The organism is Agromyces sp. NPDC029043, from assembly GCF_055564615.1.
Genome location: NZ_JBVHVX010000013.1, coordinates 19334 through 43085, shown reverse-complemented (window position 1 = coordinate 43085; position 23752 = coordinate 19334). Strand labels below are relative to the sequence as shown.

20 protein-coding genes are annotated in these 23752 nt (G+C 67.0%); 7 read left to right on the top strand and 13 right to left on the bottom strand.

Annotation, left to right across the window (positions count from 1 at the left end):
* Positions 1-73: 73 nt before the first annotated feature.
* The 5 genes from ACZ4TW_RS15790 to fgd form a co-directional block, all read right to left on the bottom strand.
* Positions 74-1270: an acetate kinase gene (locus ACZ4TW_RS15790; RefSeq protein WP_465544057.1), complete on the bottom strand. Its 1197-nt coding sequence runs from the start codon at positions 1268-1270 to the stop codon at positions 74-76.
* Positions 1267-3441 carry a phosphate acetyltransferase gene (gene pta, locus ACZ4TW_RS15785; protein ID WP_465544055.1) on the bottom strand — a complete coding sequence of 725 codons (2175 nt, stop codon included), beginning with the start codon at positions 3439-3441 and terminating at the stop codon, positions 1267-1269. The genes ACZ4TW_RS15790 and pta overlap by 4 nt, the downstream gene beginning before the upstream one ends.
* 51 nt (positions 3442-3492) lie before the next feature.
* The gene (locus tag ACZ4TW_RS15780) at positions 3493-5148 is read right to left on the bottom strand and encodes an FAD-binding oxidoreductase (protein ID WP_465544053.1); all 1656 of its coding nucleotides are present in this window, start codon (positions 5146-5148) and stop codon (positions 3493-3495) included.
* 22 nt (positions 5149-5170) lie between these two features.
* Entirely contained in the window at positions 5171-5716 is a 546-nt protein-coding gene (locus ACZ4TW_RS15775) for a TetR/AcrR family transcriptional regulator (protein ID WP_465544052.1), read from the bottom strand.
* Positions 5717-5785: 69 nt separating this feature from the next.
* Positions 5786-6802, bottom strand: coding sequence for a glucose-6-phosphate dehydrogenase (coenzyme-F420) (gene fgd, locus ACZ4TW_RS15770; RefSeq protein WP_465544051.1), 1017 nt, complete (start codon positions 6800-6802; stop codon positions 5786-5788).
* 119 nt (positions 6803-6921) lie between these two features.
* Between fgd and ACZ4TW_RS15765 the strand changes: the two genes are divergently transcribed.
* Both ACZ4TW_RS15765 and ACZ4TW_RS15760 read left to right on the top strand, forming a co-directional pair.
* Positions 6922-7560, top strand: a complete 639-nt coding sequence (locus ACZ4TW_RS15765) for a class I SAM-dependent DNA methyltransferase (protein WP_465544049.1) — start codon at positions 6922-6924, stop codon at positions 7558-7560.
* Between the two features lie 146 nt (positions 7561-7706).
* Positions 7707-9638, top strand: a complete 1932-nt coding sequence (locus ACZ4TW_RS15760; RefSeq protein ID WP_465544047.1) for an ABC transporter ATP-binding protein — start codon at positions 7707-7709, stop codon at positions 9636-9638.
* Positions 9639-9704: 66 nt separating this feature from the next.
* Here ACZ4TW_RS15760 and ACZ4TW_RS15755 read toward each other — a convergent pair whose 3' ends face one another.
* From ACZ4TW_RS15755 to ACZ4TW_RS15740, 4 genes are read right to left on the bottom strand one after another with little or no spacing between them, the layout of a single operon-like run.
* On the bottom strand, positions 9705-10001 hold the full coding sequence (locus ACZ4TW_RS15755; RefSeq protein ID WP_465544046.1) for a hypothetical protein: 297 nt from the start codon (positions 9999-10001) through the stop codon (positions 9705-9707).
* Entirely contained in the window at positions 9998-11185 is a 1188-nt protein-coding gene (locus tag ACZ4TW_RS15750; protein WP_465544044.1) for an acyl-CoA dehydrogenase family protein, read from the bottom strand. Before ACZ4TW_RS15750 ends, ACZ4TW_RS15755 begins: the two co-directional genes overlap by 4 nt.
* An 11-nt stretch (positions 11186-11196) precedes the next feature.
* Complete coding sequence (locus ACZ4TW_RS15745; protein WP_465544042.1) at positions 11197-11580, bottom strand: YidH family protein; 384 nt, start codon at positions 11578-11580, stop codon at positions 11197-11199.
* Between the two features lie 9 nt (positions 11581-11589).
* On the bottom strand, positions 11590-12564 hold the full coding sequence (locus tag ACZ4TW_RS15740) for an alpha/beta hydrolase (protein WP_465544040.1): 975 nt from the start codon (positions 12562-12564) through the stop codon (positions 11590-11592).
* A gap of 228 nt (positions 12565-12792) precedes the next feature.
* Between ACZ4TW_RS15740 and ACZ4TW_RS15735 the strand changes: the two genes are divergently transcribed.
* On the top strand, positions 12793-16770 hold the full coding sequence (locus ACZ4TW_RS15735; RefSeq protein WP_465544038.1) for a Pls/PosA family non-ribosomal peptide synthetase: 3978 nt from the start codon (positions 12793-12795) through the stop codon (positions 16768-16770).
* A gap of 91 nt (positions 16771-16861) precedes the next feature.
* Here ACZ4TW_RS15735 and ACZ4TW_RS15730 read toward each other — a convergent pair whose 3' ends face one another.
* On the bottom strand, positions 16862-17287 hold the full coding sequence (locus tag ACZ4TW_RS15730; protein WP_465544036.1) for a DoxX family protein: 426 nt from the start codon (positions 17285-17287) through the stop codon (positions 16862-16864).
* A gap of 255 nt (positions 17288-17542) precedes the next feature.
* Here ACZ4TW_RS15730 and ACZ4TW_RS15725 point away from each other — a divergent pair, with 255 nt between their 5' ends.
* Positions 17543-18904: a M1 family metallopeptidase gene (locus ACZ4TW_RS15725; RefSeq protein ID WP_465544034.1), complete on the top strand. Its 1362-nt coding sequence runs from the start codon at positions 17543-17545 to the stop codon at positions 18902-18904.
* Positions 18905-18925: 21 nt separating this feature from the next.
* Positions 18926-20278, top strand: coding sequence for a lipopolysaccharide biosynthesis protein (locus tag ACZ4TW_RS15720; protein ID WP_465544033.1), 1353 nt, complete (start codon positions 18926-18928; stop codon positions 20276-20278).
* Here the strand turns inward: ACZ4TW_RS15720 and ACZ4TW_RS15715 are convergent.
* Positions 20230-21078: a glycosyltransferase family 2 protein gene (locus tag ACZ4TW_RS15715; protein ID WP_465544031.1), complete on the bottom strand. Its 849-nt coding sequence runs from the start codon at positions 21076-21078 to the stop codon at positions 20230-20232. The genes ACZ4TW_RS15720 and ACZ4TW_RS15715 overlap by 49 nt on opposite strands.
* A 71-nt stretch (positions 21079-21149) precedes the next feature.
* Between ACZ4TW_RS15715 and ACZ4TW_RS15710 the strand changes: the two genes are divergently transcribed.
* Both ACZ4TW_RS15710 and ACZ4TW_RS15705 read left to right on the top strand, forming a co-directional pair.
* Complete coding sequence (locus ACZ4TW_RS15710) at positions 21150-21887, top strand: glycosyltransferase family 2 protein (protein WP_465544029.1); 738 nt, start codon at positions 21150-21152, stop codon at positions 21885-21887.
* Between the two features lie 7 nt (positions 21888-21894).
* Positions 21895-22248, top strand: coding sequence for a DUF2304 family protein (locus ACZ4TW_RS15705; RefSeq protein WP_465544027.1), 354 nt, complete (start codon positions 21895-21897; stop codon positions 22246-22248).
* Positions 22249-22257: 9 nt separating this feature from the next.
* Here ACZ4TW_RS15705 and ACZ4TW_RS15700 read toward each other — a convergent pair whose 3' ends face one another.
* Positions 22258-22875 (bottom strand): dTDP-4-dehydrorhamnose 3,5-epimerase family protein, encoded by a 618-nt coding sequence (locus tag ACZ4TW_RS15700; RefSeq protein ID WP_465544025.1) that lies wholly within the window; start codon positions 22873-22875, stop codon positions 22258-22260.
* Positions 22875-23750: a glucose-1-phosphate thymidylyltransferase RfbA gene (gene rfbA / locus ACZ4TW_RS15695; protein ID WP_465544023.1), complete on the bottom strand. Its 876-nt coding sequence runs from the start codon at positions 23748-23750 to the stop codon at positions 22875-22877. The genes ACZ4TW_RS15700 and rfbA overlap by 1 nt, the downstream gene beginning before the upstream one ends.
* Positions 23751-23752 lie beyond the last annotated feature (2 nt).

The window sequence follows — 23752 nt, the reverse complement described above, 5'->3', positions numbered from 1 at the left end:
CATCCACAGCCGGGTTCGCATCCCTCATCGGGCCGCGCCGCACCATCGGTCAGCGCACCATCGATCCAGCGCGTCAGCCGCCGATGACCGCGGCCGCCTGGCGGGCGATGGCGAGCTCCTCGTTGGTCGGCACAACGAGTACCTCGACAGCGCTGTCATCGGCCGATATCCGGCGGATCTCCTTGCTGCGCACAGCATTACGCTCCGCATCGATGACCATCCCGAACCCCTCCAGGCCCGCCAGAGCGTCCGCGCGGACCGACGCCGCGTTCTCACCGACGCCCGCGGTGAAGGTGATCACGTCCACCGATCCGAGTTCCACCATGTAGGCGCCGATGTAGTGCCGCAGTCGATGGATGTACACGTCATACGCGCGACGCGCTGACGTATCGCCGGCCTCGATCTTCGCGGTGATCGCCCGGAAGTCGTTCTCCCCGCAGAGCCCTTTGAGGCCCGACTGCTTGTTCAGCAGGGTGTCGATCTGATCGACGCTCAACTTGGCGACGCGGTTGAGGTGCAGGATCAGACCGGGATCGATGTCGCCGCTGCGGGTACCCATGACCAATCCCTCGAGCGGGGTCAGCCCCATCGAGGTATCGATCGGTGATCCGTGGTGCACCGCCGACGCCGACGCCCCGTTACCGAGGTGCAGGACGATCTGGTCGAGGTCCTCGCGTCCGAGGAACTCCGCGACCTTCCCGGACACGTACTCATGGCTGGTGCCGTGAAACCCGTAGCGCCGCAACGCATGGATGTCGGCCACACCCCTGTCGATCGCGTAGGTGTACGCCTCTTCGGGCAGGGAATGGAAGAAGGCCGTGTCGAACACCGCCACCGACGGCACGTCAGGTAGCAACTCCATGGCCGCGCGGATACCCACGAGATTCGCCGGATTGTGCAGTGGCGCAAGCGGAGAGATCCGTTCGATCTCCGCGATGACCTCGGCGTCGATGAGCGTCGGCTCGTAGAACGTGCGGCCGCCGTGCACCACCCGATGACCGACGGCGCTCAATCCCGCATCGACGAGCGACGTGCCGTTGGCGGCGAATAGTTCCGCCGCGCGCTCGATCGCCGCCTTGTGATCGGGCAGCGCCACCTGCTCGGTGATGACCTCCCCGTGCTGCTCGTGGGTCAGCGATGCTGCTTCCTCACCGATCCGTTCGGCGATACCCTGCGCGATGACGTCGCCGGAATCCGGCTGGACCAGTTGGTATTTCAACGACGACGACCCGGCGTTGAGCACCAGGACAGCTCCGGTCGCGGCGCTCATCCGGCCGTCTCCACGGAGTTCGCGGAGTTGGCAGAGTGAGCGGCGGCCGTCTCGGCACCGGCGACGTTCTGCGCCTGGATCGCGGTGATGGCCACCGTGTTCACGATGTCGGAGACGAGCGCTCCACGACTGAGGTCATTGATCGGCTTGTTCAGGCCCTGCAGCACCGGCCCGATCGCCACGGCGCCGGCACTGCGCTGCACCGCCTTGTAGGTGTTGTTGCCGGTGTTGAGGTCCGGGAACACCAGCACGGTCGCGTGGCCGGCAACTTTCGAATCGGGCATCTTCGTCTCCGCGACCGACGGTTCGACGGCGGCGTCGTACTGAATCGGCCCTTCCACCAACAGCTCCGGTGCCCGTTCGCGCACCAGATCGGTGGCGACGCGCACCTTGTCGACATCGGCACCCGACCCGGACGCGCCCGTCGAATACGACAGCATCGCCACCTTCGGATCGATATCGAACTGCGCCGCGGTGTCTGCCGATGAGATCGCGATGTCGGCGAGTTGTTCGGCGGTCGGGTCCGGCACGACGGCGCAGTCGCCGTAGGCGAGGACCTTGTCGGCGAGGCACATGAAGAACACCGACGACACCGTGGAGACGCCCGGTTTGGTCTTGATGATCTCGAACGACGGACGAATGGTGTGCGCGGTGGTGTGCGCCGCGCCAGAGACCATTCCGTCGGCGCGGCCGGTATGGACCATCATCGTGCCGAAGTAGGACACGTCACTCATGAGGTCACCGGCGGTCTCGAGATCGACGCCCTTGTGTTTGCGGAGTTCGTGATAGATCGCTGCGAACTCGTCGCGCAGCGGATCGGTCGCAGGATTGATGACGTCGGCCTCGGAGATGTCGATACCGAGTTCCTCGGCGCGTTTACGCACACCCGCCGGGTCGCCGAGCAGGGTCAACCTGACCACGCCGCGCCGCAGCAATTGGCCTGCGGCGCGCAGGATTCGGTCGTCGTTGCCTTCGGGCAGCACGATGTGTTTGAGGTCGCGACGGGCCCGCGCGATGAGCCCGTACTCGAACATCTGCGGTGTGACCACCTCGGGCACTGCCACATTCAGCGGTGCCATCAGTTCCACCGGATCGACGTGACGTTCCATGAGTGCGAATGCGGCGTCGATCTTGCGGGCCGATCCGAGCCCGACCCGGCCCCGTGTATGAGCGGCGGTGCGCGCCGTCTCGTAGGTTCCCTGCTCGCAGGTGATGATCGGCAAGGTCGGGCGCAGGCCCTTCACGAGCGCCTCGATCATCGGATGCGGGCGCAGCCCACCGTTGAGGATGATGCCCGACAGCCGCGGAAACCCCTGCGCGGAGTTCGCGTTCACCAGCGACAGCAGCACGTCCGAACGGTCGGCAGGCGTGATGACCACCGTCGAGTCGGTGAGACGTTCGAGGATGTGTTCGACCGTCATGCCGCCGACCATGACGCGCAGCGCCTCGCGGTCGAGGAGTTCGGGATCACCGCTGTAGAGCTCGGCGTCGAGCGCCTCGGCGAGCTCTGCCATCGTCGGGGCCACCAGAATCGGCTCCTCGGGCAACGCCCATGCGGGAACCCCGGTCTCGCGCAGAGCTATCCGGATCTGGGTGAGTTGCTGCGGGTCGCATCGGTTGGCGACGACGACGGCGGTCGTGGCGTGCGCGGAGGCGATCTCGGCGATGAGGAGTTCGGCGATGCCGCGGAGTTCGTCGGGAGTTCGGTCGACGGCCTTGATCGCCAGCACCACGGGCGCCGACAGGTTCGCCGCGATCCGCGCGTTGTAGTACAGCTCCGACGGGTTGCCCACGTCGGTGTAATCGGATCCGATGATCAGCACGGCGTCGCATCGGGATTCCACCGCGTGATAGCGGGCGACGATCTCCGCGATCGATCCCTCCGGGTCGGCGTGGACCTGCTCGTAGGTGACGCCGATGCTGTCCTCATACGAGATGTCCGCCGAGGAGTACTCGATCAGCAGGTCGAGGATGTAATCGCGTTCCCCGGCGGCTGCGCGGGAGATGGGTCGAAAGACTCCCACCCGGCCGCGGGTCGCCGACAGCAACGTCAGCATGCCCAGCGCGATGGAGGATTTCCCGGTGTCGCCCTCGGCCGAGGCGATGTAGATGCCGATGCCTCCGGGGGTCGTCGGACTCGATGGATGCTCGTCGTCGGGCGTCTGCGCCATGGCATCAACCCTAAACGGTCGATCCCTGCCGCGACGGCTGTCCGGCGCACTCTAGAGCAGAATCCCCGGATTGCAGACGCCGCCCGGATCGAGCGTCTTCTTGACCGACCGCAGCGCCTCGAGCGCCACCGGCCCGATCTCCGCGTGGTACGCGTCGCGGTGATCGCGTCCGACGGCATGGTGATGGGTGATCGACGCGCCCTGGGCGCGGATGGCGTCATTGGCTGCGGCCTTCGCCGCACCCCACTGTGCGAGCGGATCGTCGGCCTGCGGGCAGACGACTGTGAAGTAGAGCGACGCCCCGCTCGCGTACACGTGGCTGATGTGACACATGATCAACGGTGGCGTACCGGATGCCGCCAGCGAGGTCGTCAACGCGTCGGCGACCGCGGCCTTCAGGCCCGCGATGCCCGACCAGAACGTGACCGTCTCCAACGTCTCCACCAGGATTCCGGCGTCGAGCAGCGGGTCGCGCAGGTACGGCGCACCGAATCGGCCGGCGCGCCACGCCTCACCGGGCCCGTCGCCGACGGCGATGCCGCTACACGATTCGAGGATCTCGGTCACCGCGGAGCGTCGCCGGTCGACGTCGGCGGCGGTTCCCTCGTAGCCGACGACGGCCAGGCATCCTCCCGAGATCTCTACGGATTCCTCGAGCTGATCCGACCCGGCATCGTTCGACCCGCTCCCCCCACCGGACAGGTTGATCGACGTCTCGATCTCATCGGACAGGCGCAGCACCGTCGGCATCGGGCCATCCTGGGCGAGCAGGCGCAGCGCCGTCGACCCGGTGGCGAAGTCAGGAAAGCGGAACCCTTCGAAGACACGACGCTGCGGTCGCGGTCGAATGCGGACGGTCACGCTGGTGATGACTCCGAAGACACCTTCGGATCCCAGGATGAGCTGTCGGAGATCGGGTCCCGCCGCCGACCTCGGCGCGGTACCGACCTCGATGGTGCCCGCCGGCGTCGCCAACACGAGCCCCTCGACCATCTCGTCGAATCGGCCATAACCCGCCGACGACTGGCCCGCCGACCGGGTCGCCGCGTAGCCGCCGAGGCCCGCACCGGCGTAGGACTGTGGGAAGTGCCCGAGCGTGTAGCCGCGGTCTGCGAGGATCGCCTCGGCGGTCACCCCGCGGGTCCCTGCGCCGAACGTTGCGGTGCGGGAGATCTCGTCGATCGCGACGACGCCGTCGAGTCGTCGAAGGTCGAGGGAGATGACCCCGGCGAACGGCGCGGCGTCGTCGGTCAGATCAGGGGCGAGTCCGCCGACCACCGATGTGCCACCGGTGAACGGTACGACCGCGACGCGATAGGTGGTGCAGATCCGCAGCAGGGTGGCGACCTCGACATGATCGGCAGGCGCGACGACGAGATCGGGGGCATCGGCGACGTCGCCGGCGCGCATCCGGAGCAGATCCGGCATCGAGTATCCCCGGGTGTGCTGAGCGCGAGCCGACGGCGAATCATCGACATGGTCGACACCGACGAGTTCCTCGATCGCGGATCGCGCCGTGACCGACAGCCCCCGATCAGGGAAGGCGAGGATGTCGACGTCGAACTCGGGCGGAGCAGCGTCGGTGACACCGAGCAACGCGGTCGCGGCATCGGGCAGATGCGCCGACACTCCCGGGTCACCCCAGCGCGGACGCACCATGTCGATGAGCGGGAGGTCGGTTTCGCGCTCGTCGTCGGTGCCGGTCATCGTGTCATCGTGTCATGCGTCATCAGCGGACGATGGCACGGACGATGAGGTCGGCGACCTCATCGTCGGACATCGAACTCTCCGGGATCAGCATGATCGAGTAGATGACGCGCACCATGAACTCGGCCGCGGCCCGTGGATTCGGGTAGAGGTCGGCATTTGTCTCGGGTTCGACGTCGGGCAGCGTGACGTCGACGACCTGCCCGATCAACGTGGGAGTGCCCGCGTCGGTCGCGACGAGCGAACGCACGATCTCCTCGGGCTCGTGTCGCAGGATGTACTGCAGCGCCTCGTGCTCCCGAATGTAAGGGAGGACATGCAGCACCTGCGACCGGATCTTGGACGGGGTGTCGGGCGCCGCCTTACCCCACCCGATCAGCTTGCCCTGCAGGGTGGTGACCTCACGCTCGACGATGGCAGCGATCAACGCGTCCTTGCCGCCGAACATGCGGTACGCGGTGGCCCGTGCGACACCCGCGGTGCGGGCCACCGACGTCAGACTCAGAGCCTTCGCGCCGAAACGCGAGATGAGCGAGACGCCCACGTCCACCATCCGGTCACGATCCATGTCCGAAACGGTAGCCCACACGCGTCGTCCGTGCGGCAGGGTGTGTGCCGAGCTCCGTGCGGGTTCGGCTCAGACGCCGAGCGCGCGCAACCGGGGCGCGAGATCCTTCGAGAAGTTGTCGAGGAAACGACGCTGATCATGCCCCGGGGCGTGGAACACGAGGTGATTGAGACCGGCGTCGGTGTAGGCCTTCACCTGCTCGACGGCGTCGTCGGGATCCGAGGAGACGATCCAGCGTTTCGCGACCTGCTCGATCGGCAGTTCGTCGGCGAGGCGTTCCATCTCCGTAGAGCTGTTGACGCTGTGCTTCTGTTCCGGTGTCAGCGAGAGCGGCGCCCAGAAGCGTGTGTTCTCCAGTGCGAGTTCGGGATCCGGATCGTAGGAGATCTTGATCTCGATCATCCGGTCGATCTCGTCGTACTCCCGCCCGACCTTCTCCGCACCTTCCTTGACGGCGGGGATCAGCTTCTCGGTGTAGAGCTCCATACCCTTGCCCGAGGTACAGATGAACCCGTCGCCGGATCGCCCCGCATACCGCGCGACCACCGGTCCGCCGGCCGCCACGTACACCGGCACCGGCTTCTCCGGGACGTCGTACATGTAAGCGCCCTGCGTCTTGTAGTACTCGCCGTCGAAGTTCACCTCTTCACCCGTCCACAACTCGCGCATGAGCGCGATCGCTTCGCGCAGGCGGGCAAAGCGCTCCTTGAACTCCGGCCACTCGCCCTGGAATCCGGTGGCGTACTCGTTGAGGGCCTCACCGGTACCGACGCCGAGCATGATGCGTCCCGGGTACAGGCACGCCATGGTGGCGAAGGCCTGGGCGATGACGGCTGGGTTGTACCGGAAGGTCGGGGTCATGACCGACGTCCCGATCTGGACGCGCTCGGTGCGCTCGCCCACCGCGGCCATCCAGGCCAGCGAGAACGGCGCGTGGCCACCGTTGTGCCGCCACGGCTGGAAGTGGTCGCTGACGGCCACCGAATCCATGCCGTGCTCTTCGGCCGCGACGGCGATCTCGACGAGTTCACGCGGATCGAACTGCTCTGCCGATGCCTTGAATCCGAGCTTGAGTTGCTGTGCCACGTCGTCTCCTCTTCACGCGCGATGCGTACCGAACGATCACTCTGCTTCCCAACCTACCGATAGCGGCTGTTCCGGTGTCGGGTGGATCACAAGGACCCGGCGCATGGTTGTCTGGGCGCGTGACTCCCCCGCAGGATCAGCCCGGTTACGACGCCCTCGCAGACCTGTACGCCGACACGTTTCCGACGCCGTTTCAGAGCGATCTCGAACGCCACGTGGTCGACTGCTTCGTCGACATGGTGCAGGACCGGGAGATGGAATCGACGGTCGTCGACATCGGCTGCGGCCTCGGCCATGTGGCCGCCCACATCGCCACTCACGGATGTCGGGTCGTCGGCGTCGACCCGAGCCCGGCGATGCTCGCCCACGCACGACGGACGCACCCGACGCTCGAATTTCTCGACGACGACGCGCGCGCGGAGTCCGCACCGCTGGAGTCGTGCGCCGGAATCCTGGCACGCTTCAGCCTCATTCACATCGCGCCCGCGCTGGTGCCGGGCATCCTGTCCGGATGGCGTCGGCGGGTGCGGCCCGGCACGCTGCTGCTCGTCGCAGCCCAGTCGGCCGACGAGCGAGGCGCTCACGAATTCGATCACGTCGTCGCCAGGGCGTGGCGATGGCATCCCGACGCCCTGGCCGATGTCCTGCGCGCCAACGGCTTCGACGAGGCGTTCCGTACCCTGGCCCGCGCCGATCAGAGCAGTCGGTTCTCGACGGCACATCTCGTCGCCCGAGCCGGTGACCGGCCGCCCAGCTGAGGGAATCGCCGGTCGAATGACGTAGAGGTCGTAACTCACGGCGCCTCCCCTGTCTCCCGTGGCGCATCGGCCTGTCACACCCCTACGACTCGTCGTCGCCTGTTCGACTGGACTTCAACCTCACTTCAAGTTCTACCGTGGAGGTCATGAGTATGGAATCGGTCGCCTGGGACACCATCTACAAGGCGACGGCCTCGCCGACGGACCGGACGTTGCGCCACGACCGACGTACGACGATGAAGCGCATCTGGTCGTTCGCCCGACCGCATCGCGGACGGATCGCGGCCTTCCTCGTCCTCTCGGTCCTGACGGCGGTCCTCACCGTCGCCACACCGCTCCTCGCCGGGCGGGTGGTCAATCTGATCACCGAGGCCGACGCGCATCCCGCCGACGGCGTCGGCGGGCAGATCGTGGGACTCGCCGTCCTCATCGCGGTGATCGCGGTGATCGACGCGGCCGCCGGCCTGCTGATCCGCAAGTTGTCGGCGACCATCGGGGAGGGGCTGATTCTCGACCTGCGTCGCGCGGTGTTCGATCACGTCCAGACGATGCCGGTGGCCTTCTTCACCCGTACCCGTACCGGCGCCCTGGTGAGCCGGCTCAACAACGATGTCATCGGTGCGCAGCGGGCCTTCTCCGACACGCTGTCCGGAGTGGTCGCCAACATCGTGACGTTGCTGCTGACCCTCGTCGTGATGATCGCGATCAGCTGGCAGGTCACGCTGCTCGCGTTGATCCTGTTGCCCGCCTTCCTGATTCCCGCACGACGCATGGGCAGACGGATGGGCGCGCTGTCCCGCGAGGCGGCCGATCACAATGCCCGCATGTCCACCCAGATGACCGAACGGTTCTCCGCACCGGGCGCAACCCTGATCAAGCTCTTCGGTCGCCCCGACGTCGAGTCAGCCGAATTCGCCGGTCGCGCAACAGCTGTCCGCGACATCGGCATCTCCCGCGCAATGCTGCAGGCCTACTTCATGACCGCCCTCACGCTCGTCTCCGCGCTCGCCCTGGCCCTCGTCTACGGGCTCGGTGGATGGTTGGCGGTGACCGGAACACTGTCCGCCGGCGCGGTGGTCTCCCTCGCACTGCTGTTGACCCGGATGTACGCACCCCTGACCGCACTGGCCAACGCCCGCGTCGAGATCATGAGTGCGCTGGTCAGCTTCGAGCGGGTCTTCGAGGTACTCGACCTCGCGCCCCTCATCGCTGATGCGCCCGACGCCCGCGATGTCCCGCATACCGATTTCGGCGTCACCCTCCGGTTCGACGACGTCTCGTTCGCCTACCCGTCGGCCGACAAGGTGTCACTGGCGTCGCTGGAAGAGGTGGCGCAACTCGATTCGCGCGGAGGCGAATCCGTGTTGCATCACATCGATCTGGACGTCGCGGCCGGGTCGATGGTGGCACTCGTCGGCAGCTCCGGCGCGGGCAAATCGACGATCGCGAATCTGGCGACACGGCTCTACGACGCGGACTCCGGGTCGATCACCCTCAACGGCGTCGACCTGCGCGACCTGCGCGGCTCGTCGGTCCACCGCACCGTCGGCCTGGTCACCCAGGACGGCCACCTGTTCCACGACACCGTCCGTGCGAACCTCAGTCTCGCCGCGATGGACGCCACCGACGACGAGATCTGGAACGCATTACGACGGGCCCGCCTCGACGGCCTCGTCGCCTCGCTGCCCGACGGCCTCGATACCGTCGTCGGCGAGCGTGGTTACCGGCTTTCCGGCGGCGAGCGCCAACGGCTCACCATTGCACGCCTGCTGCTCGCCCAGCCCTCGGTGGTGATCCTGGATGAGGCCACCGCACACCTGGATTCGACGTCGGAGGCTGCCGTGCAGGATGCGTTGGCCGAAGCCCTCGAAGGCCGCACCTCCGTCGTCATCGCCCACCGACTCTCGACGATTCGCGCCGCGGACGAGATCGTCGTCCTCGAATCGGGGCGCATCGTCGAGCGCGGCGATCATGCGACGCTCCTCGCGCGAGGTGGACGCTACGCCGAGCTGTACCGAACGCAGTTCGCCGACGACACCACCGCCGATGGCGAGAAGTGCTGTGCGGCAACGTCCTGACCGACCGCATTCCCTGCCCGACCCCGGTAACCCCGCGAGTGACTGCCGGTCCCGTCCCGCGGGTGACTACTTCTTCGGATCGTCGAGGTCGTCGAAGGTGTCGATGATCTGCCAGCGGCGCTTGGGGTTGCCGGACTCGTCGGCCGGAGGTGTCGGCGCGAGCTTGCGCTTGCGGAACTGCAGGAAGATCAACGCGATGTTGACGACGATGATCGCGATCCCGACGACGACCCACAGCCACCGCTGCTCATTCCACCAGTTCACCGTCAGCAGGGTGACGCAGGCGATGAGGATGACCGAGCCGACCACGGTCATCCACTCCGAGAATCCCTGTGCGGTGCGCTGCATGTTGTTGAAGCTCATCGGAACGCGTCCATCCCGGTGAGTGCCTTGCCGATCATCAGCTGATGCATTTCGCTGGTGCCCTCGTAGGTCAACACCGATTCCAGGTTGTTGGCGTGCCGGATCACCGGATACTCCAGGGTGATGCCGTTGGCGCCCAACAGGGTTCGGGATTCACGGGCGATTGCGATGGCCTCGCGGACGTTGTTCAGCTTGCCCAGACTGATCTGCTCGGGCCGGATGCTCCCGGCGTCCTTACGGCGGCCGAGGTGGATCGCGAGCAGGAACGCCTTGCCCACCTCGAGCGCCATGTCGGCAATCTTCACCTGGGAGATCTGGTACCCGGAGAGCGGCTTGTCGAATACCTCGCGATCGGCGGCGTACGAGATCGCCGCCTGCAGCGAATCACGCGCTGCGCCAACAGCTCCGAACACGATCCCGAACCGCGCCTCGTTCAGGCAGCTCAGCGGCCCCTTGAGTCCTTCGACGCCGGGCAGCATCGCGTCGGCGGGCAGGCGCACATCGTCGAGTGAGAGCTCGGCGGTGACCGAGGCGCGTAGGGACATCTTGTGTTTGATCTCGTTGGCGGAGAAGCCGGGAGTATCGGTGGGCACCACGAAACCGCGCACCCCGCGCGAACCCTCACCGAGGTCCGTCTTGGCCCAGACCACCGCGACGTCGGCGACGCTGCCGTTGGTGATCCACATCTTGGAGCCGTTGAGGATCCAGTCGTCGCCGTCACGCTTGGCGGTGGTGCGCATGCCGGCCGGGTTGGAGCCGAAATCCGGCTCGGTCAGGCCGAAGCAGCCCAACGCCTCACCCTTGGCCATCCGCGGCAGCCACTCCTCGCGCTGCGCATCGCTACCGAAGGCGCGGATCGCGAACATCGAGAGCGAGCCCTGCACGGAGACGAAGCTGCGCAGGCCACTGTCCACGGCTTCGAGTTCCATGCATGCGAGCCCGTAGCTGGTGGCGGAGGTATTGGCGCAGCCGTAACCCTCCAGATGCATACCGAAGACACCGAGCTCACCGAGTTCGGCGGCCAGTTCACGCACCGGCAGTGTGCCGGACTCGAACCATTCGGCCACCTGCGGCCGGAGCCGTTTGGTACCGAAGTCGGCCACCGTCGACGCGATGGCCCGCTCCTCGTCGTCGAGGAGGTCGTCGAAGGCGAACAGTTCCGCGATGCTCTGTACCGAGCTCATAGTTCCTCTTCTCAGCTCTGCTGGATCAGGATGGCCATCACGATCATGACCGATAAGACCACTATGGCAGCGACGACGAACAGGACGGAGGACGGCCCCGGCATCTCGCCACCGGACCGCAACACCCGGGTCGTCCGGCGCCACCGCAGCCCGCCGGTGATGGCGATGGCACAGCCGAGTAACACCATCACCGCACCGAGCACGGCCTCCAGCCACGATTCGCGCAGGTCAGGGGCCACGTAGACGATCGCGACGCCGCCGGCGATGAAGCCCAGCGCCGTGCGAATCCAGGCCAGGACGGTGCGTTCGGCGGCCAGTGTGAATCGGGCGTCGACACCACCTGCGGGTACCGACGACGAGCCGGACGGTTCACCGCCGCGCGCGTCGCCGTGCATCGATTTCGGTCAGCCGGACTGGCGTCGGGAACGGGCCGATACGGAATGCTCGCCGTGCATGACGCGTTCGGCGAAGTCCGCGGTGACCTCGATGGCGTCGAGCGTCTCGGGATGATGCCCGGTCATGGCCGGGAAGGCGTGGACCTGCCACGCGTAGCTGTGCAGCACGGCCTCGACACCCGCCTCGTCGAGATTCTCGACGAGTTCGATGGCGTCGGGCTCGAGCATCTCGCCTTCGGCGGTGATGATGACCGTCGGCGGGAAGATCGTCGGATCGAGGTTCGGAATCCGTCGCGCACCGGGCAGCGGAGTCGGACCCTTGTCGAACTGCGGCGCGAGCTTGGCCATCTTGGCCTTGGGCAGGTACGCGTCGGACCTGCTGGATCGGTCCGGGTTGGTACCGAGGTCCAGATCCAACAGGGGCGAGAAGCCGATGTAGGCGGCCGGCCGGGCAAGCCCCGCCTGCGGCGCGAGTTCGGCCAGTTTGCCTGCGAGGAAACCGCCGGCGGAGTCGCCGGCGACGATGATGTGCCGGTACCCGCGCTCGTTCATCAGTTCGCGGTAGGCGTCGAGCGCGTCGGTCACCGAGGTTCCGACGCCCGCGGCAGGCAGCTGTCGGTACTCGAGCGAGAAAACCGGAAGTTCGACGGCCCTCGACAGTCGGGCGGCAACGCTGCGGTGGGTTCCGACGCCACAGACGACGAAAGCACCGCCGTGCAGGTAGAGCACCGCGGTATCGCTGTCTCGCCGGGTGGGTCCACTCGGCATGATCAGCTCGACCTTGCGACCGGCCAGGCTCATCTGTTCCCGTACGACGCCGCGCGGCTTCGGCCCGACGGAGGCGAGGCGGTCGATGAGGAAGAGCCCGGCGAGGCCGCTGCGGTTGATCGGCCACAGTGACAGCGTGGGCCGGATCAGGGCGCGGCACGCGAACCACAGGGGATACGAGCGCTTGCTGGGTTTGCGGTGATGCACGACCGGCATGTTCGATCCTCTCGCGGTACACGGGCACACGGGTACACGTTCGGCGGCGTCGTCCGAGACGAAACTACACCGCCGTCCTACACCTTGGCCGGATTTGTCGGCGATTCGTGGCAACCTCACCGAGTCGTGACCAACGAGACCCAACGCACTGCGGCGAAGAGGTGTTGTGGTCAACACCAGTTCACCACGTGGGGCTATATTCTTCGACGTGCCGACCAGCAGATACGCATGAGCGAGACCGGGCCCTCGACCCCGCCGCCCACACCCGCAGCCCACCGCATTCCGCCGCAGTATCTGTTGGCGGCGGAGGCCGCGGTGCCCCGCACCCTGTGCGACATCCTCGACGACACCGCCGGTCGATTCCCCGACGCCCCCGCCATCGACGACGGCGATCTGACGCTCACCTACGGCGAGCTGATCGCCGTGATCCGACGCGGCGCGGACCGTCTCGCCGAACTCGGCGTCCGACGCGGCAGCCGCGTCGGCATCCGGATGCCGTCGGGCTCGCGGGACCTGTACGTCGCGATCCTCTCCACGATTTATGCGGGCGCCGCCTATGTGCCCGTCGACGCCGACGATCCGGAGGAGCGCGCGACGCTCGTCTTCGGTGAGGCCGACGTCGACGCGGTCATCGGCGCCGACGGCATCGAGCCACGCAGGTCGTCGCGCGCCACTGTCGACGGCGTCATCGACGACAACATCGCACCCGGCGCGGCGGACCCCTCCGGCGATTCGGGTGGCACGACTGTCACGGGGCAACGCCCCACCGTCGACGACGACGCCTGGATCATCTTCACCTCGGGTTCCACCGGGACACCGAAGGGTGTCGCCGTGCGGCATCGCAATGCGGCGGCCTTCGTCGACGCCGAGGCCCGGATGTTCCTGCAGGCCGAGCCGATCGAACCCGGCGACCGTGTGCTCGCCGGGCTCTCCGTCGCCTTCGACGCGTCGTGTGAGGAGATGTGGCTCGCCTGGCGCAATGGCGCCTGTCTGGTGCCCGCGCCGCGGTCGCTGGTGCGCAGCGGCATGGATCTGGGTCCGTGGCTCGTCCAGCGCGACATCACCGTCGTCTCGACGGTGCCGACACTCGCGTCGTTGTGGCCGCCGGAGGCACTCGAGGCGGTGCGACTGCTGATCTTCGGCGGCGAGGCATGCCCACCGGAACTCGGTGAGCGCCTTGCCGTTCCCGGTCGCGAGGTGTGGAACACCTACGGCCCCACCGAGGCGACGGTCGTCGCGTGCGCCGCACCCCTGCACGGTCACGGGCCGGTACGAATCGGATTGCCGCTGCCCGGGTGGGATCTCGCCGTCGTCGACGCGGAATCTCAGCCCGTTGCCGAGGGCGAGATCGGCGAGCTGGTCATCGGCGGTGTCGGACTGGCACGGTACCTCGATCCGGCGAAAGACGCCGAGAAGTATGCGCCGATGCCCACGCTCGGCTGGGAAAGGGCCTATCGCAGTGGCGATCTCGTGCGCCTGGAACCCGAGGGCCTGCTGTTCCAGGGTCGTGCCGACGATCAGGTGAAGGTCGGCGGTCGACGCATCGAGCTCGGTGAGATCGACAACGCCCTGCAAAACCTCCCCGGAGTCGGTGGTGCGGCGGCCGCGGTCCGTAAGTCGGCTGCCGGCAACAGTGTGCTGGTCGGCTATCTCGTGTCGACGGATCCGGAGTTCGACGTCGCCGCCGCCCACGCCGCGCTCGTCGAGCAGCTGCCGGCGCCGATGGTCCCACGCCTCGCCCTCGTCGACGAGTTGCCCACGCGCACATCGGGAAAAGTGGATCGCAACGCGCTGCCGTGGCCACTGCCCAGTACCGACACCGACGCCGACACCTCCGATCTCACCGAGACCGAGGCGTGGCTCGCCGGACTGTGGACCGATGTCCTCGGGGTGAGTGTCTCGAGTCCGCACACCGATTTCTTCGCCGAGGGTGGCGGATCGCTCTCCGCCGCGCAGCTCGTCACCGCGATCCGTGCCCGGCATCCCGAGGTCACCGTCGCCGATCTCTATGATCACCCGCGCCTGGGTTCGCTGGCCGATCATCTCGGGGAGAACCTCCCCGAGCAGGCCATCGAGCCGCGCACCGTGATCCCCACCCCACGCAGCGCCGGTGTCGCGCAACTGCTCATGTCGATCCCGTTGACGACACTCACCGGTTTGCAGTGGGCGACGTGGCTCGGCGTCGTCAACAACATCGCCGCGCAGATCGCCGAACGGACCGGCCGGACCATCGAGTGGCTGGTTCCCATCAACTGGTGGATCCTGTTGGCCGCCTTCATCGTTTTCATCACCCCTCCCGGACGTATGGCGATCGCGGCACTCGGCGCGCGGCTGCTGCTGCGCGATGTGGCGCCGGGCAGCTATCCGCGCGGCGGGTCGATGCACATCCGGCTCTGGATCGCCGAGCGGCTGCTCGACGCGAGCGGTGCGGCAAACCTGTCGGGTGCGCCGTGGATGAGTTACCTGGCCCGCGCGATGGGCGCGTCCATCGGACACGGCGTCGACATGCACACCATCCCGCCGGTCACCGGCCTGCTCACCGTCGGTGAGGGCGCATCGGTGGAACCCGAGGTCGATCTGGCCGGCTGGTGGATCGACGGCGACGTCGTGCACATCGGTGAGATCGTCATCAAGCGGGGCGCGTCGATCGGCGCCCGGTCGACGGTGATGCCCGGCGCGGTCGTCGGCCGCGACGCCGAGGTCGCCGCGGGATCTGCGGTGTTCGGTCGGGTGAAGGCCGATCAGCACTGGGCAGGTTCACCGGCGGTCAAGGCCGGCAAGGCCGAGCATCCGTGGCCCGACCACCGACCTCCGCGCCCCACCCGCTGGGTACCGATCTACGGCGTGTCGTCGTTGGCCCTGGCGGCGGTTCCGCTGATCTCGCTGGCCGCCGGGCTCGCGGTCATCGGCTCCTGGGCCGTGTCCGCCGACCGGCTGCGCAACGTCGCGATGCGCGCGCTGATCCTGCTCCCCGCAGCGACCATCGTCAGCCTGCTGGTCTACGCGATCATCACCCTGGTGGCCGTACGACTACTGTCCATCGGCCTCACCAAGGGCTATCACCCGGTGCGCTCCCGGGTGGGCTGGCAGGTGTGGATGACCGAACGACTCCTCGACGCCGCTCGCACGTACCTCTTCCCGCTGTATGCGAGTCTGTTGACACCGATCTGGTTCCGTCTGCTCGGCGCGAACATCGGCAAGGGCACCGAGATCTCCACGGCTCTCGTCTTGCCGAAGTTCACCACGGTGGGCGACGGCGCATTCCTCGCCGACGACACGATGGTCGCCTCCTACGAACTCGGCGGCGGCTGGATGCACATCGACGACGCCAAGATCGGGAAGCGCTCGTTCCTGGGGAACTCCGGCATGACCGGTCCGGGCCGCAAGGTGCCCAAGAACAGCCTCGTCGCGGTGCTCTCCGCGACTCCGGAGCGGGCGAAGTCCGGATCGAGCTGGCTGGGTAGCCCGCCGGTCCGCCTGCGCCGCACCGCGGCCCGCGTCGACAGCTCCCGCACCTTCGATCCGCCCACGCGCCTGAAGGTGGCACGTGGCGTCGTCGAGACGTTGCGGATCGTCCCGGTGATGGTCTCGTTCGGCCTGGGCATCTTCATGCTCCTGGGCCTGCAGTACATCGCACTGCACACCAGGTGGTGGATCGCCGCACTGGTCAGCGGGCTAATGCTCCTGGTGGCCGGCGCTGCCGCGTGCGCGATCGCGGCCTGCGCGAAGTGGGTCGTCGTCGGACGTATCCCGGTGTCCGAGCACCCGCTGTGGAGCTCGTTCGTGTGGCGCAACGAACTCTCCGACGCCTTCGTCGAGACCGTCGCCGCACCCTGGTTCGCCAACGCCGCGACCGGTACACCGATCCTGAACTTCTGGCTCCGCCTGCTCGGCGCGAAGATCGGCCGCGGCGTGTGGTGCGAGACCTATTGGCTGCCCGAGGCCGATCTGGTGACCCTCGGCGACGGCGCGACGGTCCAGCGCGGCTGCGTGGTGCAGACCCACCTCTTCCACGACCGTGTCATGCAGATGGATCGCGTCACCCTCGAAGCGGGTTCCACCCTCGGACCACACTGCGTGGCCCTACCGGCCTCCGGCCTGGGTGAGTCGGCGACGGTCGGCCCGGCGTCGTTGGTGATGCGCGGCGACGTCGTCCCCGCCCACACCCGCTGGCAGGGAAACCCCATCGCACCCTGGACCACCTGACACCGAGTGGGCACAGATCCACGTCGAGTGGGCACGCGGCGCCCGCTCGACGCCAGACCGTGCCCGCTCGACGCCAGGCTGCGGTGAGGGATCAGGCGTACTCGTTGACCCGGTTGCGGCGTCGGAAGATGTAGCTGTCCGCGGCTGCGGCGCCGGCGACGGTGAAGCCCACGGCGAGAAGGCCGGCGATCAGCGCCAACGGCAACTCGTAGCCACCGTCGGTGCCCCAGAAGCCGGCGTCCCAGTGGACGTAGATGATCGCGCCGAGCATGTCGATGATCAGCAGCGTCGACACCAGCGGCAGCATCAGGCCGAGGATCAGGAGCACACCGCCCACCAGCTCGACCCAGGTGGCGAACTGCGCGGAGAACTGGGGTGCGGGCACGCCCATGGCCTCGAAGGCCTTACTGGTGGCGTCGATTCCGTTGGTGTTCAGCTTCTGCCAGCCGTGCATGATGAAGATGAAGCCGAGAATCAACCGCGCCACGAAATGGGCAAGGCTCCGAATACCGAACATGTGGGGTTCCTTCCGTTGTCGACCCTGTCCTCAGGGTGTCGTGCCGGTGGTCCCCCGCGCAGCGTCGAACATGAAACGTTGCCGAAGGGAACTCACACCGTGACCCGAGCATAAACGGACCGCAGTCCACTTGCGAACCCGACACTCGGCATTCCGGCAGGGCGGGGCGTGAGCCTGCCGGGTAACGTAGGGATCGCTGCGCGGGGCGGGGCACGCATCCCCTACCGAACGACAATCGACGACGAGGACGAGGAGATGTGGGTGCCGGGTAAGTCGACCAGGAGCGATCCCGGCCCGGTCCTCGGATCGCCATCCGACGCCATCGACCCGTACCTCCCCAACAACGGCAACCTCGGGTTCCGGGTATCGCGCTATGACCTCGATCTCGAGTACAAGGTGTCCAGCAATCGGCTCGACGGCACCGCCACCCTCACCGCGACGTCGTACAAGGAGTTGCGCCGCTTCACCCTCGACCTGTCGTCGAACATGAAGGTGCAGCGCGTGTCGGTGAACGGTAAGCGGGTCCGCTACTCGCACCGCAACCGCAAACTGTCGATCACGCCCGACGCCTCCATCCCGCCCGGCGGCGCCATGACCGTCGTCGTGCGTTACGGCGGTAGCCCCCGCCCGATCCGTGGTGACTGGGGCGAGGTCGGCTGGGAGGAACTGACCGACGGCGCGCTCTGCGCCAATCAGCCCAACGGAGCGGGTTCCTGGTTCCCCTGCGACGATCATCCGAGTTGCAAAGCGCCCTACCGCATCTCGATCACCACCGACAGCCCGTACTACGCACTCGCCAACGGCGTCCTGGAGTCCAAGCGGGTCCGCGCCGGACGAACCACCTGGGTATACGAGCAGGTCGAACCGATGTCGACATATCTGGCGTCCATCCAGATCGGCCAGTATCAGCGAGAGCAGCTCGCGCAGAAGCCTTTTCCCGTCGCCGCCATTCTCCCGGCCCGCCTCAAGCCGACGTTCCGCGTCGACTTCGGCCGCCAACTCGAGATGATCGAGTCGTTCGTCGAGATGTTCGGCCCGTATCCGTTCCCCCAGTACACCGTCGTCGTCACCGACGATCCGCTCGAGATTCCCATTGAGGCACAGAGCTTCTCGACCTTCGGCGCCAACCACTGCGACGGCTCGGGGCGCGCGGAGCGCCTCGTCGCACACGAGTTGGCCCACCAGTGGTTCGGTAATTCCGTGACCGTGGAGCACTGGCGCGATATCTGGCTGCACGAGGGATTCGCGTGCTACGCGGAATGGCTGTGGAGTCAGCGTTCCGGCGGACCGTCCGCCGACGAGTGGGCACGCAAGTACTACGAGAAGCTGCGCGCGTCACCGGTGCGGGTTCCGCTCGCCGATCCGACCCCGTCGAAGATGTTCGACGATTGGGTCTACAAGCGCGGCGCCATCACGCTGCACGCTCTCCGCTTGCGCATCGGCGACGGCAACTTCTTCGCCCTCCTCCGACGCTGGACCGAGAAGTACCGTTACGGCACGGTCACCACCGAGGACTTCACCACTCTCGCAGCGGGTTTCGCCGACAGGCCGCTCAATGATCTGTGGGAACAGTGGCTGTTCACCCCGGCCCTGCCCCCGTATCCCGGCCCGCGCTGAGCCGCTGACCCACCGACGTCGATGATCCCCGACCCGGATTCCGCCGAGCACGATTCCACCGACCGGGACTCCACCGACCGGGACTCCACCTCAATCACCTCCACCGGCGCGGCGATCGGACGGGTCGCCATCGCGACCGTCGTCGCCGCGGCGTCGGGATATCTCGTCTTGCTGCTCGCCGCACGACATCTCGGCGCGGCCGGGTACGGCGTGTTCGCGGTGTTCTGGGCGTCGTACGGCATGGTGACCGGAACCCAGAACGGCCAACTCCAGGAGACCGCGCGCGCCATCCGCGCGCGGACCGACACGCGCAATGACCTCGCCGGCAACCCGACCGAGGACATCGGCGACGACTACAGCCACGCCACCGCCAGCCGACCCCTGCCCGTGAACGTCCTCATCGGCATCGGGATCGCCCTACTCGTGGCACTCAGTTCACCCCTCTGGGCGGGCCGGATCTTCACCGATCAGGCCATGCTGTCGGTTGCCCTGTTGGCCGTCGGGGTCGCGAGTTTCGCTGTGTACGCGCATCTTTCGGGCGCGCTGTCCGGACTGGGTTCCTGGACGGTGTTCGCCGTCCTGCTGTGCTGCGATGCCCTGATCCGTCTGGTCGGCGCCGTTGTCGCCGTCGCGGCCGGATGGGGGCTGACCGCGTTTCTGATCATCACGGTGATCGGGTCGGTCTCGTGGATGGTGATCCTCGCGTCGTCGTCGACGGCCCGGCGGATCATCGGATTGCCCGGCGATGTCGACACCCGCACATTGACCACCAACACTCTCACCGCGATGGCCGCCGCCGCCGCGGCCGCCGTCCTGGTGATGGGTTTTCCGGTGCTCATCAACCTGACCGGCCACGCCGACGACGACGCCGGCGTGCTGGGTGCGGTGGTCCTCGCGGTGACCCTGACCAGGGCTCCGCTTCTGGTGCCGCTGAACAGCTTTCAGGGCTTCCTCATCACCCGCTTCGTCGACGCCCGGCACCGGTTGTTCGCGGCGCTGGCGGCGCCGGTCCTCGTCGTGGTGCTCATCGGCGGTCTCGGCGCGGTACTCGCGTGGACCGTCGGGCCGTGGCTGCTGACCACCGTCTTCGGCGGCGACTTCCGCCTCGCGGGCGTGACGGTCGCGGCGCTGACCGTGGGGGCGACGACGCTGGCCGTCCTGACGATCACCGGCGCCGCCGCCATCGCCGTCGGCCGGCATCGTTTCTACGCCGCCGGATGGTGGGTGGCGACGGCCGTCTCGATCATCGTGCTGATGCTGCCGCTCGAACTCACCGCACGCGTGTCAGTAGCCCTGATCGCGGGGCCCGTCGTCGGCGTCGCGGTTCATCTGTGGGGGATGAGGCGGGCGAGTATCGCACCCGCGCGCGCCTGAGCACAGTGCAAGCGTGAGGTGAGATGCCAGCTCGCGGCGCGGGCGGCACGTGGCCAGCCACGCTCGGTGCAGCGGCGGGCTTCGCCGGCGAAGAACTCGGACTCCTCGTCGAACCGTCGGCCGTCGGTGGCGCGGACCGAGCTCACCGACGCCGCATGCCGCCGATACGAGAACACGACGGCCGGGTCATAGACCAGCGAGCCACCGTCGGCGGCGAGATCGACGAGCAACGCCAGATCGAGCACCACCTCGAGTCCGGGCCGGAACCCGACGCGCCGCACCGGCTCGGTGCGCCACAGCAGCGACGGGAAGTACGTCCAGTTGCCGTGATAGAGGCTCGTGGCCATCGCCTCCCCGGACAGGACGGTGGCGTGCCCGGGCGCGAGCCGCGCCTTGATCCGGTCGCCGAGCGGGGTGATCACGGCACCGGCATCGTCGATGACCTCGACGCCGGGCTGGATCACCGATGCCTCCGGATGCGCTGCGGCACGTTCTGCGACGGTGGACAGATAATCGGGGTGCATGATGTCGTCGCAGCCCATGACGACGAAATGCTCCGCCTCGACGAGGTCGACGCAGCGTCGGAAATTGCCGTTGACCCCGAGGTTCGCCTCGTTGCGCAGGTAGGTGACGCGCGGATCGTCGAGGTCCGTGAGCCACTCACGCGGCGTCGGATCGGGATAACAATCATCGACGACGACGAGCCGTAACTCGCCATGACTCTGCCCCAGAACGCTGCGGACGGCCTGCTGGAACTGCGCGACATCGCCGTAGAAGGGCATCATCACATCGATCCGCACGGGTCCACCCTAATGGGATCACGCCGGTGGCCTCGCGCACCGGCTCGCGTCCGGCCGCTAGGGTTACCGGCATGGCCGACCGTCCCCGTCCCGACGACGCCGCGTCGTCGAACAGCGATGTGTGGCTGGTGATACCCGTGTACAACGAGGCGTCGGTGATCCGCGACGTCGTGGTGGCCGCGGCGCAGACCTTCCCCAACATCGTGTGCGTCGATGACGGCAGTTCCGATGGATCGGCCGAGCAGATCGGCGACGCGCGCCGCGACGCGCCCGGGGTGCGGTTGGTGCGGCACCCGGTGAATCTCGGTCAGGGTGCGGCGATCCAGACCGGCGTCGAGTATGCGCGACGCCAACCCGGCGCCGCCTACTTCGTGACCTTCGACGCCGACGGCCAGCATCGCGTCGAGGATGTGTCGGTGATGATTTCGCGGCTGCGGACCGAGCCGGTGGACATCATCGTCGGCACCCGGTTCGCCGAGGGACGCAGCGAGTCAGTGCCCCTGGTCCGTCGAATGGCGTTGCGCACCATCGTGTTCCTCAGTCCGCGCACGCGACGCCTGGGCCTGACCGATGCCCACAACGGGTTGCGCGCGTTCAATCGGAAGGTCGCCGACGACCTCGATCTGCTGATGGCGGGGATGAGCCACGCGTCGGAGTTCGTGGCGTTGATCGATCACCACGGATGGCGTGTCGCCGAGCAGCCGGTGACCATTCTGTACACCGAGTACTCGCGGGCCAAGGGACAGTCGTTGATCAACGGGGTCAACATCGTCGCCGACGGTCTGTTCCACACGCGGATGAGGAAGTGAGCGATACATGATCTGGTTTCAGATCCTCGCGATCGTGGTGATCCTCGGGCTGGTCGGGTTCTTCATCGTCAGCCGCGGGACGGCGCGGGCGTCGGCCGGCGTGAAGTTGTTGTTCGTGGCGTTCGTGGTGTTCGGCATCTACGCCATGCTCCGACAGGACGACGTCACCTGGGTCGCCAACAAGCTCGGTATCCAGCGCGGGCTGGACCTGGTGTTGTTCCTACTCGTGATCGCCTTCGCGTTCACGACGGTGTCGACGTATCTCCGGTTCCGGGATCTCGAGGTGAAGTACGCGCGCCTCGCCCGTGCCATCGCGCTGCAGAATGCCGACCTGGAGAATCGCACTCCGCCCGCCCCCTGAGGCGATCGCCTACTCGGCGAGGGACCTCAGGTACGCTCCCACCTCACCGTAGTCGGGGAGCAGCCCCGATTCCTTGGCCTCGGCCAGCGTGGGAGCCGCGGTGTCCTTGGCGGACAGTTCAAAGGTGAGCGGCGAGCCGTCGCGGGCCGTCGTCGGCCATTGGATGCCGACTTCCTCGTCGAGCGGATGGATGCCGTGTTCGGCGGACGGGTTGTAGCCGGTCGAGCAGAGGTAGGTCACCGTCGACCCGTCCTCGAGCGCACAGAACGCGTGGCCGAGCCCCTCGGACAGATAGACCGCGCGGCGGTCGGTGTCGTCGAGCAGGACCGTGTCGTAGGTGCCGAAGGTCGGTGATCCGACCCGGATGTCGACGATGACGTCGAGCACCGCACCAGTGGGGCAGGTCACGTACTTCGCCTGTCCCGGAGGCACATCCGCGAAGTGGATGCCGCGCAGGACACCGGCCGCAGATACCGAGAGGTTCACCTGGGCGAGATCGAACCGGTGGCCGATCACCTCGGCGAGAACGTCCGCCTTGAAGGCTTCGGTGAACAATCCGCGCGAATCCCCGTGCAGGACAGGGGTGATCTCCCACGCGCCGTCGACGGACAACGGGCGAACCTGCATCAGAAACCCTTTCCACGGGCGAGGAGTTCGAGGAGATAATCACCGTATCCGGACTTACGCAGCTTCTCCGCACGAGCCGCGAGTTCATCATCACCGATGAACCCGCGACGCCACGCAATCTCCTCCGGCACAGCAATTTTCAAACCCTGACGCTGCTCCACCGTCCGCACGAAATTCCCCGCATCCAACAACGAATCAAACGTGCCCGTATCCAACCACGCCGTCCCCCGCGGCAACACCTTCACCTGCAACTTCCCCCGCTGCAGATAATGATCGTTGACATCGGTGATCTCATACTCGCCACGCGCACTCGGCGTGAGACCCTTCGCGATCTCCACCACATCGTTGTCATAGAAATACAACCCCGGCACCGCGAAATTCGACTTCGGCACCGCGGGCTTCTCCTCCAACGAGATCGCCACCCCCGCATCGTCGAACTCCACCACGCCATACGCCGTCGGATTGGCCACCCAGTACGCAAAGATCGCACCACCGTCGACCTCCCCGAACCCATGCAACTGCGACCCCAACCCCGGCCCGTAGAAGATGTTGTCACCCAGCACCAGCGCCACCGAATCATCACCGATGTGATCAGCACCCAGGATGAATGCCTGCGCCAGACCATCCGGACTCTGCTGCGTCACATACGACAGATTGATCCCGAACTGCTCACCGTTGCCCAACAGCCCCTGGAACGCCGCACTGTCCTGCGGCGTCGTGATGATCAAGATGTCCTGAATCCCCGCCAACATCAACGTCGACAACGGGTAATAGATCATCGGCTTGTCGTACACCGGCACCAGCTGCTTGCTCACGCCCTGCGTGATCGGATGCAACCGCGACCCGGTCCCCCCGGCCAGAATGATTCCGCGCATGG